This is a genomic window from Mycobacterium simiae, from assembly GCF_010727605.1.
Lineage (GTDB): Bacteria > Actinomycetota > Actinomycetes > Mycobacteriales > Mycobacteriaceae > Mycobacterium > Mycobacterium simiae.
The window spans coordinates 4376207-4389207 of record NZ_AP022568.1; the positions used below are offsets into that span (position 1 = coordinate 4376207).

Sequence of the window (13001 nt, forward strand, 5' to 3'; positions counted from 1 at the left end):
ATTGCAGGGTACCGAAGCTGAGCGCCTGGGCGTGGATTCATGGCATCCCGGCTGACTCAGCCGCCCAGGCCTCCGGTCCCCAGCGCCGCGACCGTCATGGCTCGCATCACGGCGCGGGATCGCGCCGCGCGGGCGGGTTTTTCCGTGGCCTTGACGCTGTGCGGTGTGGAGTTCAGCAGACCGAACACGGCGTGCGCCGCCACCCGCGCGTCGGCTTCGGCCAGGCTCGGATTCAGCTCCCGTAGTACTGCGACCCATACCTCGACATATTGCCGTTGCGCCCGGCGGACCTGCCGTTCCGCGGGCGCTGGCAGGTGCCCCAGGTCGCGGTCCTGGATGCGGATCAAGTCGGGCTCGGCGAAGGCGAAGTCGAGATGAAACTCGATGAGGCCGTTGAGCGCGTCGACCGCATCCTCGTTGCGCGCCGTCACCCCTCGGGCCCCGGCGAGCAGCCGGGCGCTGATCCCAACCAGCAACTCGGCCAGCATCGACTCCTTGTTGGGGAAGTGTCGATAGATGGCCGGCCCACTGACGCCCGCCGCGGCGCCGATGTCTTCGAGTCGGACCGCGAGGAAGCCGCGCTCGGCAAAGAGATGTTCGGCCGCGGCGAGTAGTTGTAATCTCCGGTCGGATTTCAACCGGCTGCGGCGATTTGGGCTTTCAGGCTGATCGAGTGCGCGATCCGGGCTGGACGCTGTCATGATGGTCCTTTGCCTACGACCGAAAGTTTCGGTTAATCATCACTAACATAGCACGAGTTATTCACGATTAACCCAAATTGCGCAGGAATGCGGACACCTCCGTGACGTCGGCAACCGGCAGATCCGTGCCGATCAGGCCCAGCTGGCGCAGCACCGCGGCCTGGTCCCAGTAGAGCCGTTCGCTGGCCATCAGGCCGCCGCGAAACTTCACCACGACCACGGCGGGCACTTCCACCGTTTTGCCGGTCGGCCCAAGACCCGGCAGCAGGAACGGCATGTCTCGGTCATGGGTCATCCGCATGATGAACTCGTCGACCAGGAGGTCGTCGCCCAACGACCGGGCGACCGGCTCGCTGCTGGTGTCGGATGGAATACCCGGGATGAACACGTCGGCGTAGTAGCGCCGCAGGTTTTCCTTGCCGGCACCGCCGCTCATCGTCGGCAAGTGCATGACGGTCGCGTCGTCGACCATGGTGGCGACCGCGAGGTCGGCGTCCTTCAACTCGAACTCGCACGACATGTGGCGTTCCCAGAGCTCGATCATCGCGTCGCGGTCCACGGTGGCCTCCCCGGGTGCGGCGATCCTAGGCGCACCGCAGCTGTTGGTGTATCCGGGAGCGCACGGCGCGGGCCTCGGGCAACCAGGAGGTCATGGCCCAATCGTGGATCACGCCGGTGCGCAGGTCGAAGGTGAAGTTCGCATCCGGTGTGACGGACGATTTCTGTTGCAGCGCAATGGCATCGGGGGCGAGAATCTCAAGGGATCCGGCGTAGACGGCGGTCGGCGGAAGCCCGCTCAACGAGCCATACAACGGGCTGACCAAGGGATCTGTCAGGTCGAGATCTGCCGCCCAGCGTGCGAAATTCGCTTTCAGCACATCGATGTTCAGGACCGGGTCGTTGACGAAACGGATGGCGGGGTTGCTCAACGAGGCGTCGACGACGGGGGACAGCAGCACCATCCCTGCCGGGACGGTCTCGCCGCGCCGTACCAATTCCTGGACGGCGCTGAGCGCGATGCCGCCGCCGGCGGAGTCTCCGTAGATGCTGACGTTGTCGGGTCCGTATTCAGCGACCAGTTCGGTGATCAGGTCGGCCATCTGCGGGACGACGGTGCCCGCGGTGCCTCGTGGCGCGAGCGGATAACAGGGCACCAATACGGTCGCCCTGGTGTCGCGGGCGATCGCCGCATAATCGCCCCAATGCAGGACGGTGGCTTCACACACGAACGCACCGCCGTGTACCGCCAGCACGTTTTTGCCCGACGGGGATTTGCATCGCAACGTCCACAGATCCCAGCCGTGGAAATCGTGGTGCTGCACGGTCAATCCTCGGGTCACCAATCGCGGTGGGCGACGGCTGGCCATCAACGCGTTGAGGCCGGAACCCAGATCGAGGCCGACCAGACCGGTGATCGTGCGCCAGAAGCCGAACGCCGGAGCGCTGATCCGGGCCTGCAACGACGGTCGCCCGGCGAAACCGGGTCGTGCGGCGGTCGTGTGCGGCGGCGTTTCTGGCATGACTCCCTTTGCGGTGATTTTCTTTCTCGAACGCGATGGACGAGAGACCGGACTACTGACCAGACGATTGAAATGTAGAAAAATTTGGACGCCTTGGGAAAGCAAACTCGTGTTGTCGTTTGACGATCGGCCGCGGACCTGGGGATCAACTCGTCCCTGGACGCCGCAATGCCGCCGGTGGTATTCTTTGGTCCAGTTAATGGACATTAACTGAATTAGATCCCGACGGCGAGGAGGCTGCTGCGGCGATGGATGAGCTGCTGGAGCAGTCATGAGCGCGCCCGCGAAGACCGCGCCGTCATTCGCCGACGAACACCGCCGGTTAGTTGGCGAACTGAACGCCAAGCTGGCCGCCGCGGCGCTGGGTGGTAACGCGCGTGCCCGGCAACGTCACGTCAGTCGCGGGAAGTTGTTGCCTCGCGAACGGGTGGACCGCCTGCTGGATCCGGGCAGCCCATTTCTGGAACTGACCCCATTGGCCGCGGATGGAATGTACGACGACGAGTGCCCGGGCGCGGGCATCATCACCGGTATCGGGCGGGTGTCCGAGCGGGAGTGTGTGGTGGTGGCCAACGACGCGACAGTCAAGGGCGGCACCTACTACCCGATGACGGTCAAAAAGCACCTGCGCGCACAGGAAGTCGCGCTGCAGAATCGGCTGCCCTGCATCTACCTGGTCGACTCCGGCGGTGCGTTCTTGCCGCGCCAAGACGAGGTGTTCCCCGACCGCGAGCACTTCGGGCGCATCTTCTACAACCAGGCGACCATGAGCGCCAAGGGGATTCCGCAGGTCGCCGCCGTCCTGGGGTCGTGCACGGCCGGTGGTGCCTACGTGCCAGCCATGAGCGACGAGGCCGTCATCGTCCGTGAGCAGGGCACGATCTTCCTCGGTGGTCCGCCATTGGTCAAAGCGGCAACCGGCGAGATCGTGTCGGCCGAAGACCTCGGCGGCGGCGACCTGCACTCCCGCGTCTCCGGGGTCACCGACCATCTCGCCGACGACGACGAACATGCGCTGCGCATCGTGCGCGCGATCGCGGCCACGTTCGGTCCTCGTGAGCCCAGTCCCTGGGAGGTGCGCCCCGCGGTCGAGCCCAAGCACGCTCAATTTGAGCTCTACGACGTCGTGCCCCCGGATCCACGGGTGCCCTACGACGTGCACGAAGTAATCGAGCGGTTGGTCGACGGGAGTCAATTCAGCGAATTCAAGGCGAAGTACGGCAAGACGCTGGTCACCGGGTTCGCGCACATCCACGGTCACCCGGTCGGGATCATCGCCAACAACGGCGTCCTATTCAGCGAATCGGCGCTGAAGGGAGCCCATTTCATCGAGCTGTGTGACAAGCGCAAGGTCCCGCTGCTGTTCCTGCAGAACATCGCCGGCTTCATGGTCGGCCGCGACTACGAAGCCGGCGGCATCGCCAAGCATGGCGCCAAGATGGTGACGGCCGTGGCCTGCGCCCGGGTGCCCAAGCTGACCGTGGTGATCGGCGGATCGTATGGCGCGGGCAACTACTCGATGTGCGGGCGGGCGTACTCACCGCGCTTCCTGTGGATGTGGCCCAACGCCCGGATCTCGGTGATGGGCGGGGAGCAGGCCGCCTCGGTGTTGGCGACGGTGCGCCAAGAGCAGCTCAGCGCGTCGGGCACACCCTGGTCGCCAGACCAAGAGGAGGCGTTCAAAGCACCCATTCGCGCGCAGTACGAGGCTCAGGGCAACCCGTACTACTCGACGGCCCGCCTCTGGGACGACGGCATCATCGATCCGGCCGAAACCAGAACCTATGTCGGACTTGCCCTTTCCGTGTGCGCCCAGGCGCCCCTGGAACCCGTTTCCTACGGCGTCTTCCGGATGTGAATGCAGTGTTCGAAACCGTCTTAGTGGCCAACCGCGGTGAAATCGCCGTGCGGGTGATCCGGACCTTACGCCGGCTGGGCATCCGGTCGGTCGCCGTCTACAGCGATCCCGACGCCACCGCGCGACACGTCCAGGAAGCCGACACCGCGGTGCGGCTGGGTCCGGCTGCCGCCCGTGAAAGCTACCTCGACATCGAGAAGGTCCTTGCCGCCGCGGTCCGCACCGGCGCCCAGGCAATTCACCCGGGCTACGGATTCCTCTCGGAGAACGCCCATTTCGCTGCCGCGTGCGAGCGTGCCGGCATCGTGTTCCTCGGCCCGCCCCCGCGCGCGATCGAGGTGATGGGCGACAAGATCGCCGCCAAGAATGCCGTCGCCGCCTTCGATGTGCCGGTGGTACCCGGGGTGGCCAAACCCGGACTGACCGACGACGAGCTCGCCGCAGCGGCCGAACAGGTCGGCTACCCGGTGTTGATCAAGCCGTCGGCCGGCGGCGGCGGCAAGGGCATGCGGCTGGTGGAAGACCCCGCGCGGCTGCCCGACGCGCTGGTGGGCGCGCGACGGGAGGCCGCGTCGTCGTTCGGTGACGACACGCTATTTTTGGAGCGGTTTGTGTTGCGGCCCAGGCATATCGAGGTGCAGGTGCTGGCCGACGGCCATGGCAATGTGGTGCATCTCGGGGAGCGCGAATGCAGCCTGCAGCGGCGCCACCAGAAGGTCATCGAGGAAGCCCCGTCACCGCTGCTGGATCCCCGCACCCGCGCGCGGATCGGCACCGCCGCCTGCAATACCGCCCGCAGCGTTGACTACGTCGGGGCCGGCACGGTGGAGTTCATCGTCTCCGCCGCGCGGCCCGACGAGTTCTTTTTCATGGAGATGAACACCCGGCTGCAGGTCGAGCACCCGGTTACCGAGGCGATCACCGGGCTCGATCTCGTTGAGTGGCAGTTGCGAGTGGGCGCCGGCGAAAAGCTTTCGTTCGTCCAGGACGACATCGAGCTGCGTGGCCACGCCATCGAGGCCCGGGTGTACGCCGAGGATCCGGGACGCGGCTTTCTGCCTACCGGCGGACGGGTGCTCGACGTGTTCGAGCCCGCGAGCGCCGTTGTGCGAGTGGACTCCTCGTTACTGCCGGGCACAGTGGTGGGCAGCGACTACGACCCGATGCTGAGCAAGGTGATCGCGCACGGGGCCGATCGCGACGAGGCGCTCGCCGAACTCGATCGGGCGCTGGCGCAGACGACGATACTTGGCGTGCAGACCAATATCGAATTCCTGCGGTTCCTGCTGGCCGACGCGCGGGTGCGGGCGGGTGACCTGGACACCGCGCTGCTCGAGGAGCGGCTGCCCGACTTCGCGCCGCTCCCGGCGCCCGATGACGTGTTGGCCGCGGCCGGTCTGTATCGCCAGTGGGCGCTGGCCCGTCGCGCGCAGGGCAACCCATGGGCTCAGCCCACCGGGTGGCGCGGCGGCGGGGGCCGGGCACCGGTGCGCACCGCGATGCGGACCCCGCTGCGCACCGAGACCGTCTCGGTATGGGGCCTGCCGACGGCCGCCCAGGTACAGGTCGGCGAGGGCGAAATCCACTCTGCCACTGGTGATTTCGAGCGACGCACCTGCAACATGACACTAGATGGCCGGCGCCGCGAATACCGTTGGGCGCGGGATGATCGGCAGCTATGGATCGCCGACGAGCGGGGAACGTGGCAGCTACACGAGGCCGACGAGGTCAAGATCCACCGCGCGACCGATGACAGGCAGGCCGAGGTCCTCAGTCCGATGCCCGGCAGCGTGATCGCGGTGCAGGTGGACTCGGACGCCGAGGTGTCCGAGGGCGATGTCATCGTGGTCGTCGAAGCCATGAAGATGGAACACTCGTTGACCGCGCCGATTTCGGGCCGGGTGGAGCTACTGGTCACGGTCGGCGATCAGGTGACGGTCGACCAGGTGTTGGCCCGGCTGGTCCCAGACTCTGAAGAAGGCCCGGAAAGCGGCCGCCAAAATCGCAAGGAATAACGCATCATGACGACAACCATTCCCGCCGGGACGTTGCCCAAGGAATACGAAGAACTGCGCAGCACCGTCGCCGACTTCGCGCGAACCGTCGTGGCTCCCGTGTCCGCCAAACATGATGAGGAGCACAGCTTTCCGTACGAAGTTGTCGCCAAGATGGGTGACATGGGTTTGTTCGGGCTGCCTTTTCCGGAGGAGTACGGCGGCATGGGCGGCGACTACTTCGCCCTGGCGCTCGCCCTCGAAGAACTGGGCAAGGTCGATCAATCGGTGGCGATCACGCTGGAAGCCGGCGTGGGGCTGGGTGCGATGCCGATCTACCGGTTCGGCACCGAGGAGCAGAAGCAGAAGTGGCTGCCCGATCTGGTTGCCGGGCGGGCGCTGGCCGGCTTCGGGCTGACCGAGCCGGGCGCGGGTTCTGATGCCGGTAGTACGCGCACCACGGCCCGGCTGGACGACGGCGAATGGGTGATCAACGGCGCCAAGCAATTCATCACCAACTCCGGCACCGACATCACCTCGCTGGTTACCGTCACCGCCGTGACCGGCACGGTCGCTGACGGCAAGAAGGAGATCTCGACGATCGTCGTGCCCAACGGCACCCCGGGGTTCACCGTCGAACCGGTCTACAACAAGGTGGGTTGGAACGCCTCGGACACCCACCCGCTGACCTTCGCCGACGCCCGTGTCCCCGAGCAGAACCTGCTGGGGGCCCGGGGAACGGGGTACGCGAACTTCCTGTCGATCCTCGACGAGGGGCGCATCGCCATCGCCGCGCTGGCAACCGGTGTGGCGCAGGGATGCGTGGACGAGAGCGTCAAGTACGCCAGGGAGCGTGAATCGTTCGGCAAGCCGATCGGTTCCTACCAGGCGATCAGCTTCAAAATCGCGCGGATGGAGGCACGGGCCCACGTCGCCCGCACCGCCTACTACGACGCCGCGGCAAAGATGTTGGCGGGCAAGCCGTTCAAGAAGGACGCGGCCATCGCGAAGATGATCTCCTCGGAAGCCGCAATGGACAACGCCCGCGACGCCACCCAGATTCACGGCGGCTACGGCTTCATGAATGAGTATCCGGTGGCGCGGCACTACCGCGACAGCAAGATTCTCGAAATCGGCGAAGGGACGACCGAAGTGCAGCTGATGCTTATCGCGCGATCGCTGGGCTTGTCATGACGGCCAAGTCCGTTGTTCAGCGCGGTTTGTGGTTCGAGGAATTCGAGATCGGCACGACTTACCTGCACCGCCCGGGCCGTACCATCACCGAAGCCGACAACGTGCTGTTCACCACGCTGACCATGAACACCCAGTCGCTGCACCTCGACGCGGCCTGGGCCGCCGAACAGCCGGGCTTCCGCGGCGAGCGGCTGGTCAACTCGATGTTCACCCTCTCGACGCTTGTCGGGTTGTCGGTGTCGCAGTTGACGCTGGGCACCATCGTGGCCAACCTCGGTTTCTCCGAGGTCTCCTTCCCCAAGCCGGTGTTCCACGGCGACACCCTGTACGCGGAAACCGTCTGCACCGGTAAGCGCGAGTCGAACAGCCGCCCGGGGCAAGGCATCGTCACTCTCGAGCACACCGGTCGCAACCAGCACGGCGACGTCGTCGCGCGTGCGGTGCGCACGACGCTGGTCCAGAAGCGGCCGAACAACCAGGAGGCCGAGTGAATCTGCAAGCCGCGGGCCCGGCCTGGCTGTTCTGCCCGGCCGATCGGCCCGAGCGCTTTGCCAAAGCGGCCGCCGCTGCGGACGTCGTCATCCTCGACCTCGAAGACGGCGTAGCCGAAGCGGACAAGCAAGCCGCCCGCAAGGCGTTGCAGGAGACTCCGCTGGACCCGGAGCGAACCGTGGTCCGGATCAACGCCGCCGACACCGCCGACTATCCGCGCGACCTGGACGCGTTGGCGGGCACCGCGTACACCACGGTGATGCTGTCCAAAACCGAATCCGCCGCGCAGGTGACGGCCCTGGCGCCGCGCGAGGTCATCGCGCTGTTGGAGACGCCGCGCGGCGCGGTCTTCGCGACCGAAATCGCGGCGGCCGACAACACGGTGGCGCTGATGTGGGGCGCCGAGGATCTGGTCGCCACCCTCGGTGGCAGCTCCAGCCGCAAGGCTGACGGCTCCTATCGCGACGTCGCTCAGCACGTGCGGTCGACGGCGCTGCTGACCGCGAACGCCTTCGGTCGGGTCGCGCTCGACGCCGTGCACCTGGACATCCCGGACCTCGACGGTCTTCGAGCAGAAGCCGAAGACGCGGTGGCGCTGGGCTTCGCCGGGACCGTATGCATTCATCCCAGCCAGGTTTCCGTGGTGCGCAAGGCTTTTCGCCCCAGCGAGGAGAAGCTGGACTGGGCCCGGCGGGTGTTGGCGGCGGCCCGGCACGAGCGCGGCGTGTTCGCGTTCGAGGGCCAAATGGTGGACTCGCCGGTGCTCAAGCATGCGGCAACGCTGGTGCGGCGGTCCGGAGAATCCGTTTCGGACTGAGGTTCGCTACACAGCCCCGTCGGGCTCTGCCAGACCGCGGTGGAAAACCGTTAATATTCGCCGGTCCACTCTGCGGACTTATGACACTCGAGTTACCGTGATGTTTCTGCGTTGCCGTCGTCCGGCACCGATGCGGTATTGCGCAGCGGGCCTTTTCGGGTGTTAACAAGATTGCAAAAGAGCAGAAACGTATGCGAATGCCGATACCGCGAAACTGTCGTAATCTTTGCTCGACCACATCACAGTTGCTCGCTGCACTGACTGGCTGTACGGAAGGAACGAGAACATGACCATCGCGCGGGGCTTTGCCTTAACCGCTATCTGCGCCGGTTTGGCTGTCGGTTCAGCAGGCGCAGCGTGGGCCGACACACCGACGATGAGCGGGTCGTACACCGAGACCGTCACGACACCGAGCGGTCACTCCATCGACAACAGCTGGTCGGTCAACTCTTGCGGCAACGGGTGCCTCTGGATCAAGGCCGGATTGGGCGCCAGCCAAGCACGATTGGTCGACGGTCAATGGGTGATGGACACCATGAGCAACGTCAGCTGCCCGGACGGCGCGTACACCATCTACGGCACTACCACCCACACCGTGTGGGATCCCAACACCTTGACCGGCACGTCCGCGCACACCTACATCACGGGAGCCTGCGGCAACCCGCCGGGCTTCACGCAGGTCGACCAGATCACCATCAAGTCTGCGTCCTGATAATTTCTGCTGCACGCCCCTGAATCAATCGGATTCAGGGGCGTTCGGCTATTACTCGATTACCTCGCCGTGATTTGAGCCGGCTGTTTCGGATTCGTCGACGGCAATCGCTGGAAAACGCTTGGCGGCCGCGCTGGACCCCGTGACATCGTGTTTGCCGCCTGGTGTGCTCCGGGCGCCATGCTCCCGTATAAGGCAAGCTGACTATTCGCGTCGATCAATCCGTCGGCGGGCCGGGCGACGACAGTGTGGAGCGTTATGGGCAATCAGTACTTTCCCTTGGTTGCCGCCGTGGTCATGCTTGCCCTCGGGCTGACACTCACCGTCGACGACTTCAAGCGGGCCGCCACGTTGCGCCGGCCGCTGGCAGTAGCGCTGGTCTGCCAGGCCCTAGTGCTACCCGTCCTGTGTGTGTTGATCGCCGAGGTCTTCCACCTCGAGCCGCATCTGGCGGTCGGGCTGATGCTGATGGCCGCGACTCCCGGCGGGACAATGGCCAACATCCTGAGCCATTTGTTCAACGGAGATCTGGCGCTCAATCTCACCCTGGCGGCCATCAATGCCGCCTTGTCGGTGTTCACCCTGCCTTTGATCCTGGCGGCATCGATGACCTGGTTTCTGGGTGAGGGGCGGTTCATCCCGCTGCAGTTGGACAAGTTCGTTGCGGTTTTCGCCCTTGTGCTCGTTCCGACCGCGATCGGCGTTGCGATCCGCCATCGTCTTCCCGCCTTCGCGCGGCGACTGCAACGGCCCACCAAGTTCGTCGCGGCCGCGCTGCTGGTCTTGGCGGTCGTGGCCGCTCTCGCCAGGGGACGAACGTCGCTCTGGCACAACTTCGGTGTGCTCAGCGCAGCGGTCGTGTCCTTCTGCGCCGCCAGCCTGACCGTCGGCTACCTGGTGCCGCGCGTGATGCGGCTGGCCTCCCCCCAGGCGACCGCCGTCAGCCTGGAGGTCGGACTGCACAATACCGTGGTGGCGCTGAGCGTGGCACTGAGCCCTCAGCTGCTCAATAGCGCCGAAATGGCAACTCCTGCAGCGGTTTACGGAGGACTGGCGCCGTTCGTCGCGGTGGCGTTCATCGTGACTGCGCGTCGGGTGGACCCAGGGTTTCGGGTCAGTGGGCCAGCCGACGCGGCGAGCGGGCCCCGCGGGTAGGGCCTACTTGCGACGTGCCGCGGCCAGCCGGTCGGCGAACTCCGGCGACTGGATCGAGGACACCTGCGGCCCCAGCTCGGTGCGCATCGCGAATTCGTGCTGCTCGCTGTCAAGTGCCCCGGGGCTGGCCGTCGCGCGCATGCTGGCCTTGGTGGCCAGCACCACCTCACGCGGCGCGGACGCGGGGCCGGCGGCCAGCTCCAGCGCCGCGGCGACCGGGTCGTCGGCAACGCTGAGCGCCAACCCGTACCGTACGGCGCTCTCGGCGTCGAAGCTCATGCCGAACAGCAAGGCCGCGCGAGCGACCTGCGGGCCGACCGCCCGCTGCAGCATCCACGTCGCGCCGCCCCCGGGATGCAATCCCAGCTTCTGAAACCGGGGGTCGAACAGTGCGCCCGGCCCCGCGATGCGCACGTCGGCGGCCAGTGCCAGGTTCAGCCCCGCGCCCACTGCGGCACCATTGACGGCAGCGATGGTCGGCAGCGTGCAACTGCCCACGGCCATGAACCCGTCGTAGAGCTGTTGCAGACCCGATTCCGCGGCGCCGGCCCCCGCCGCGCCCAGCGCGCTCAGGTCTGCACCGGCGCAGAACGCCTTGCCCGCCCCGGTGACGACGAGGGCGTGCACACCCGGATCGGCTTCGGCCCGTTCGACGGCGGCACGCAGCCGCGCCGAGCTCTCGCTCGTCAGCGCATTGCGCCGGTCGGGGTCGTTGACGGTGATGAGCGCGACGCGATTCGCCACGCTGAACAGGACGAAATCGGACTGGGCCATCGGGCACCTCCGGTCGGCGACGTCAGTGGGCGAGCTAAAGGCTACTTGGCTGTTACGCGCCAAGAATTCGCCAAGGATGCCGCGAGCTCGACTGCCGATGCTGATCACACCAGCCAACGACAGCACGACGGGGGACAGCTCATGCGGACCACAACGATCAGCGCCAGGGCGCAGGCCTTCCGGTGGGTGATCTTTTGCTCGGTGATGGTCGGTCTGACCGCACTCGGTCTCCGTGTCGCGCACGCCAACCCGCCCGCGCAGGATCAGCCGTGTTCGCTGCGGCATGCGACCATGCGCGACGCGGACGGACACCTGATGACGTGCGAGCGGATGATGAACGGTAAGCATGGCCTGGTGTGGCAGTACACGCAGGGCTCGGTTGCTGTCCCGACCGGCCGCTAATCTGGCCGAATGGTCAGTCAACGGATACCCGGCGGCGTGGTGCACCAGTTGCCCGCGGACCTGCGCGAGGCATTGATCGGCAACCCGACCGCCTTTGCCGCGTGGAAAGACATCACGCCCCTGGCGCGCAACGAGTTCATCTGCTGGGTCGAGGACGCGAAGCAAGAGGCGACGCGGCAGCGTCGCATTCGCCGGACGCAGGAAGAGCTGGAGGAAGGGCAGCGTCGGCCATGTTGCTGGCCGGGCTGCAAGCACCGGGAACGTACCGGTCGACCGTAGCTGCTGCTCGAGTTGCGCCCGGCCCTCCGCTATTTCAGGCTTGGGGATGGCCGGCGCGCTGCGACTCGTTTCCCACGTCATCCGCCCGGCACTGACGACCGCAGTGGTCGTGGTGTCAACCGCCCACGCCGCAGCGCCCACGGTGGTGCCGCTGGAATGCGGCATCACGTGGACGATGGTCGGCAAGACCATCATCGTGGTGCCGGACTGCGCGCACCCGGTGCCGGGCGGGCCGCCGCCCTATCCCGAACCGCCACCCGACCCCGCCGCGCCGCCACCGCCGTGAGCGCCGGCCAATCAGCCGTGCGTCAGAGGTGGCTTGCCACGAAAGTGGCTGCCTGACTTGGCATTCCGGAGTGTGCGTAAGAAAGCGCGACCGGCGAGAACAGCTCGTCATGCGACGGCAGCGCTAGCGGGCCACCGGGCGTGCACACCGGATCGCCGGGGGCGCACAGATCAATGGCCTTGGCCCCGTACCAGGGACTGACCTCGCTCACCGGCGCTCCCAGGTATCGGTCCGACGGGTTGCCGAACAGCGCGAGCGCGGCGACATGGTCGGCCTCGTCTGCGGTGAGGATGTCGGGGATCAAGCCGGCGATGGGGGCCCGGGCGATGGTGGCCAGGTCTATCGCCATCGCGCCCAAGGAAGTTCCGCCGAGCACCAGCTTGGTGGCGGGGCAGTCGGCGACCATTGACCGCACGTGGGCGTGCACATCGCTGCCCCCGGCGGAGGCCGACGGGGCGAAATCGTCGTCGGCCGGGTAGTTGACCGCGTACACCCCGAGGCTGCGGCCGCCCACCTGCGAGCGCAGCGAATCGATGAATTCCTGCCCGACCGCACCGACCCCGGGTGCCTCGTTCGTGGCGCGAGCGAAAGTCACCTCGATGTCCGGGCATGTTGCGGCGGACGCGGGTGCGGTCGCGATGGACAGGTTCAACAGGGTCGCGCAGGCCGCCGCTGCCGCGACACCCCAGGGACCACCGAATTGGCATGCAATCACGTCCCCATGCTGACACATCCAGCGTCGCAACTAAGGGTGCCCTTAGGCGGGGGTGGCCGATTTCACCGGTCTGGGAGGTCGGGACGGAACGGCGCGAAAACG

At 66.4% G+C, this 13001-nt stretch carries 15 protein-coding genes; 10 read left to right on the forward strand and 5 right to left on the reverse strand.

Features of this window, described 5'->3' with window-relative positions; translation table 11 throughout:
- Positions 1 to 56: 56 nt before the first annotated feature.
- The 3 genes from G6N33_RS20505 to G6N33_RS20515 form a co-directional block, all read right to left on the reverse strand.
- Entirely contained in the window at positions 57 to 701 is a 645-nt protein-coding gene (locus tag G6N33_RS20505; protein WP_044507147.1) for an SACE_7040 family transcriptional regulator, read from the reverse strand.
- Positions 702 to 768: 67 nt separating this feature from the next.
- Complete coding sequence (locus G6N33_RS20510; protein WP_049918978.1) at positions 769 to 1260, reverse strand: nuclear transport factor 2 family protein; 492 nt, start codon at positions 1258 to 1260, stop codon at positions 769 to 771.
- Positions 1261 to 1285: 25 nt separating this feature from the next.
- The gene (locus tag G6N33_RS20515) at positions 1286 to 2221 is read right to left on the reverse strand and encodes an alpha/beta hydrolase fold domain-containing protein (RefSeq protein WP_049918977.1); all 936 of its coding nucleotides are present in this window, start codon (positions 2219 to 2221) and stop codon (positions 1286 to 1288) included.
- Between the two features lie 271 nt (positions 2222 to 2492).
- On the opposite strand from G6N33_RS20515, the gene G6N33_RS20520 reads away from it, so the two are divergent.
- The 7 genes from G6N33_RS20520 to G6N33_RS20550 all read left to right on the forward strand — a co-directional run bounded on the left by G6N33_RS20520 (position 2493) and on the right by G6N33_RS20550 (position 10443).
- Positions 2493 to 4079: a carboxyl transferase domain-containing protein gene (locus G6N33_RS20520; protein ID WP_044507146.1), complete on the forward strand. Its 1587-nt coding sequence runs from the start codon at positions 2493 to 2495 to the stop codon at positions 4077 to 4079.
- A 5-nt stretch (positions 4080 to 4084) separates the two neighbouring features.
- Complete coding sequence (locus G6N33_RS20525) at positions 4085 to 6094, forward strand: acetyl/propionyl/methylcrotonyl-CoA carboxylase subunit alpha (protein ID WP_101528573.1); 2010 nt, start codon at positions 4085 to 4087, stop codon at positions 6092 to 6094.
- A 6-nt stretch (positions 6095 to 6100) separates the two neighbouring features.
- On the forward strand, positions 6101 to 7267 hold the full coding sequence (locus tag G6N33_RS20530) for an acyl-CoA dehydrogenase family protein (RefSeq protein ID WP_044507145.1): 1167 nt from the start codon (positions 6101 to 6103) through the stop codon (positions 7265 to 7267).
- Positions 7264 to 7758, forward strand: a complete 495-nt coding sequence (locus G6N33_RS20535) for a MaoC family dehydratase (protein WP_044507144.1) — start codon at positions 7264 to 7266, stop codon at positions 7756 to 7758. The genes G6N33_RS20530 and G6N33_RS20535 overlap by 4 nt, the downstream gene beginning before the upstream one ends.
- Complete coding sequence (locus G6N33_RS20540; RefSeq protein WP_044507143.1) at positions 7755 to 8576, forward strand: HpcH/HpaI aldolase/citrate lyase family protein; 822 nt, start codon at positions 7755 to 7757, stop codon at positions 8574 to 8576. Before G6N33_RS20535 ends, G6N33_RS20540 begins: the two co-directional genes overlap by 4 nt.
- Before the next feature lie 286 nt (positions 8577 to 8862).
- Complete coding sequence (locus tag G6N33_RS20545) at positions 8863 to 9288, forward strand: hypothetical protein (protein ID WP_139813455.1); 426 nt, start codon at positions 8863 to 8865, stop codon at positions 9286 to 9288.
- A gap of 258 nt (positions 9289 to 9546) precedes the next feature.
- Positions 9547 to 10443, forward strand: a complete 897-nt coding sequence (locus G6N33_RS20550) for a bile acid:sodium symporter family protein (protein WP_044507141.1) — start codon at positions 9547 to 9549, stop codon at positions 10441 to 10443.
- Between the two features lie 3 nt (positions 10444 to 10446).
- Here G6N33_RS20550 and G6N33_RS20555 read toward each other — a convergent pair whose 3' ends face one another.
- Positions 10447 to 11217 carry an enoyl-CoA hydratase gene (locus G6N33_RS20555; protein ID WP_101528563.1) on the reverse strand — a complete coding sequence of 257 codons (771 nt, stop codon included), beginning with the start codon at positions 11215 to 11217 and terminating at the stop codon, positions 10447 to 10449.
- A gap of 141 nt (positions 11218 to 11358) precedes the next feature.
- Here G6N33_RS20555 and G6N33_RS20560 point away from each other — a divergent pair, with 141 nt between their 5' ends.
- The 3 genes from G6N33_RS20560 to G6N33_RS20570 are packed head-to-tail and all read left to right on the forward strand — an operon-like array spanning position 11359 to position 12184.
- The gene (locus G6N33_RS20560; RefSeq protein ID WP_044507136.1) at positions 11359 to 11619 is read left to right on the forward strand and encodes a hypothetical protein; all 261 of its coding nucleotides are present in this window, start codon (positions 11359 to 11361) and stop codon (positions 11617 to 11619) included.
- Between the two features lie 9 nt (positions 11620 to 11628).
- Positions 11629 to 11898 (forward strand): YdeI/OmpD-associated family protein, encoded by a 270-nt coding sequence (locus tag G6N33_RS20565; protein ID WP_044507135.1) that lies wholly within the window; start codon positions 11629 to 11631, stop codon positions 11896 to 11898.
- 46 nt (positions 11899 to 11944) lie between these two features.
- A complete protein-coding gene (locus tag G6N33_RS20570) occupies positions 11945 to 12184 on the forward strand; it encodes a hypothetical protein (RefSeq protein ID WP_101528564.1) in 240 nt (79 codons plus the stop codon).
- Between the two features lie 22 nt (positions 12185 to 12206).
- Here the strand turns inward: G6N33_RS20570 and G6N33_RS20575 are convergent, their stop codons facing one another.
- Complete coding sequence (locus G6N33_RS20575) at positions 12207 to 12899, reverse strand: cutinase family protein (protein WP_044507132.1); 693 nt, start codon at positions 12897 to 12899, stop codon at positions 12207 to 12209.
- Positions 12900 to 13001: the final 102 nt, after the last annotated feature.

Bases quoted from the DNA above. Each gene is read 5' to 3' on its own strand.
- G6N33_RS20560 (WP_044507136.1), top strand. From the start codon at position 11,359: ATGCGGACCACAACGATCAGCGCCAGGGCGCAGGCCTTCCGGTGGGTG.
- G6N33_RS20555 (WP_101528563.1), bottom strand. From the start codon at position 11,217: ATGGCCCAGTCCGATTTCGTCCTGTTCAGCGTGGCGAATCGCGTCGCG.
- G6N33_RS20570 (WP_101528564.1), top strand. From the start codon at position 11,945: ATGGCCGGCGCGCTGCGACTCGTTTCCCACGTCATCCGCCCGGCACTG.
- G6N33_RS20565 (WP_044507135.1), top strand. From the start codon at position 11,629: ATGGTCAGTCAACGGATACCCGGCGGCGTGGTGCACCAGTTGCCCGCG.
- G6N33_RS20505 (WP_044507147.1), bottom strand. From the start codon at position 701: ATGACAGCGTCCAGCCCGGATCGCGCACTCGATCAGCCTGAAAGCCCA.
- G6N33_RS20530 (WP_044507145.1), top strand. From the start codon at position 6,101: ATGACGACAACCATTCCCGCCGGGACGTTGCCCAAGGAATACGAAGAA.
- G6N33_RS20545 (WP_139813455.1), top strand. From the start codon at position 8,863: ATGACCATCGCGCGGGGCTTTGCCTTAACCGCTATCTGCGCCGGTTTG.
- G6N33_RS20520 (WP_044507146.1), top strand. From the start codon at position 2,493: ATGAGCGCGCCCGCGAAGACCGCGCCGTCATTCGCCGACGAACACCGC.
- G6N33_RS20535 (WP_044507144.1), top strand. From the start codon at position 7,264: ATGACGGCCAAGTCCGTTGTTCAGCGCGGTTTGTGGTTCGAGGAATTC.
- G6N33_RS20515 (WP_049918977.1), bottom strand. From the start codon at position 2,221: ATGCCAGAAACGCCGCCGCACACGACCGCCGCACGACCCGGTTTCGCC.
- G6N33_RS20550 (WP_044507141.1), top strand. From the start codon at position 9,547: ATGGGCAATCAGTACTTTCCCTTGGTTGCCGCCGTGGTCATGCTTGCC.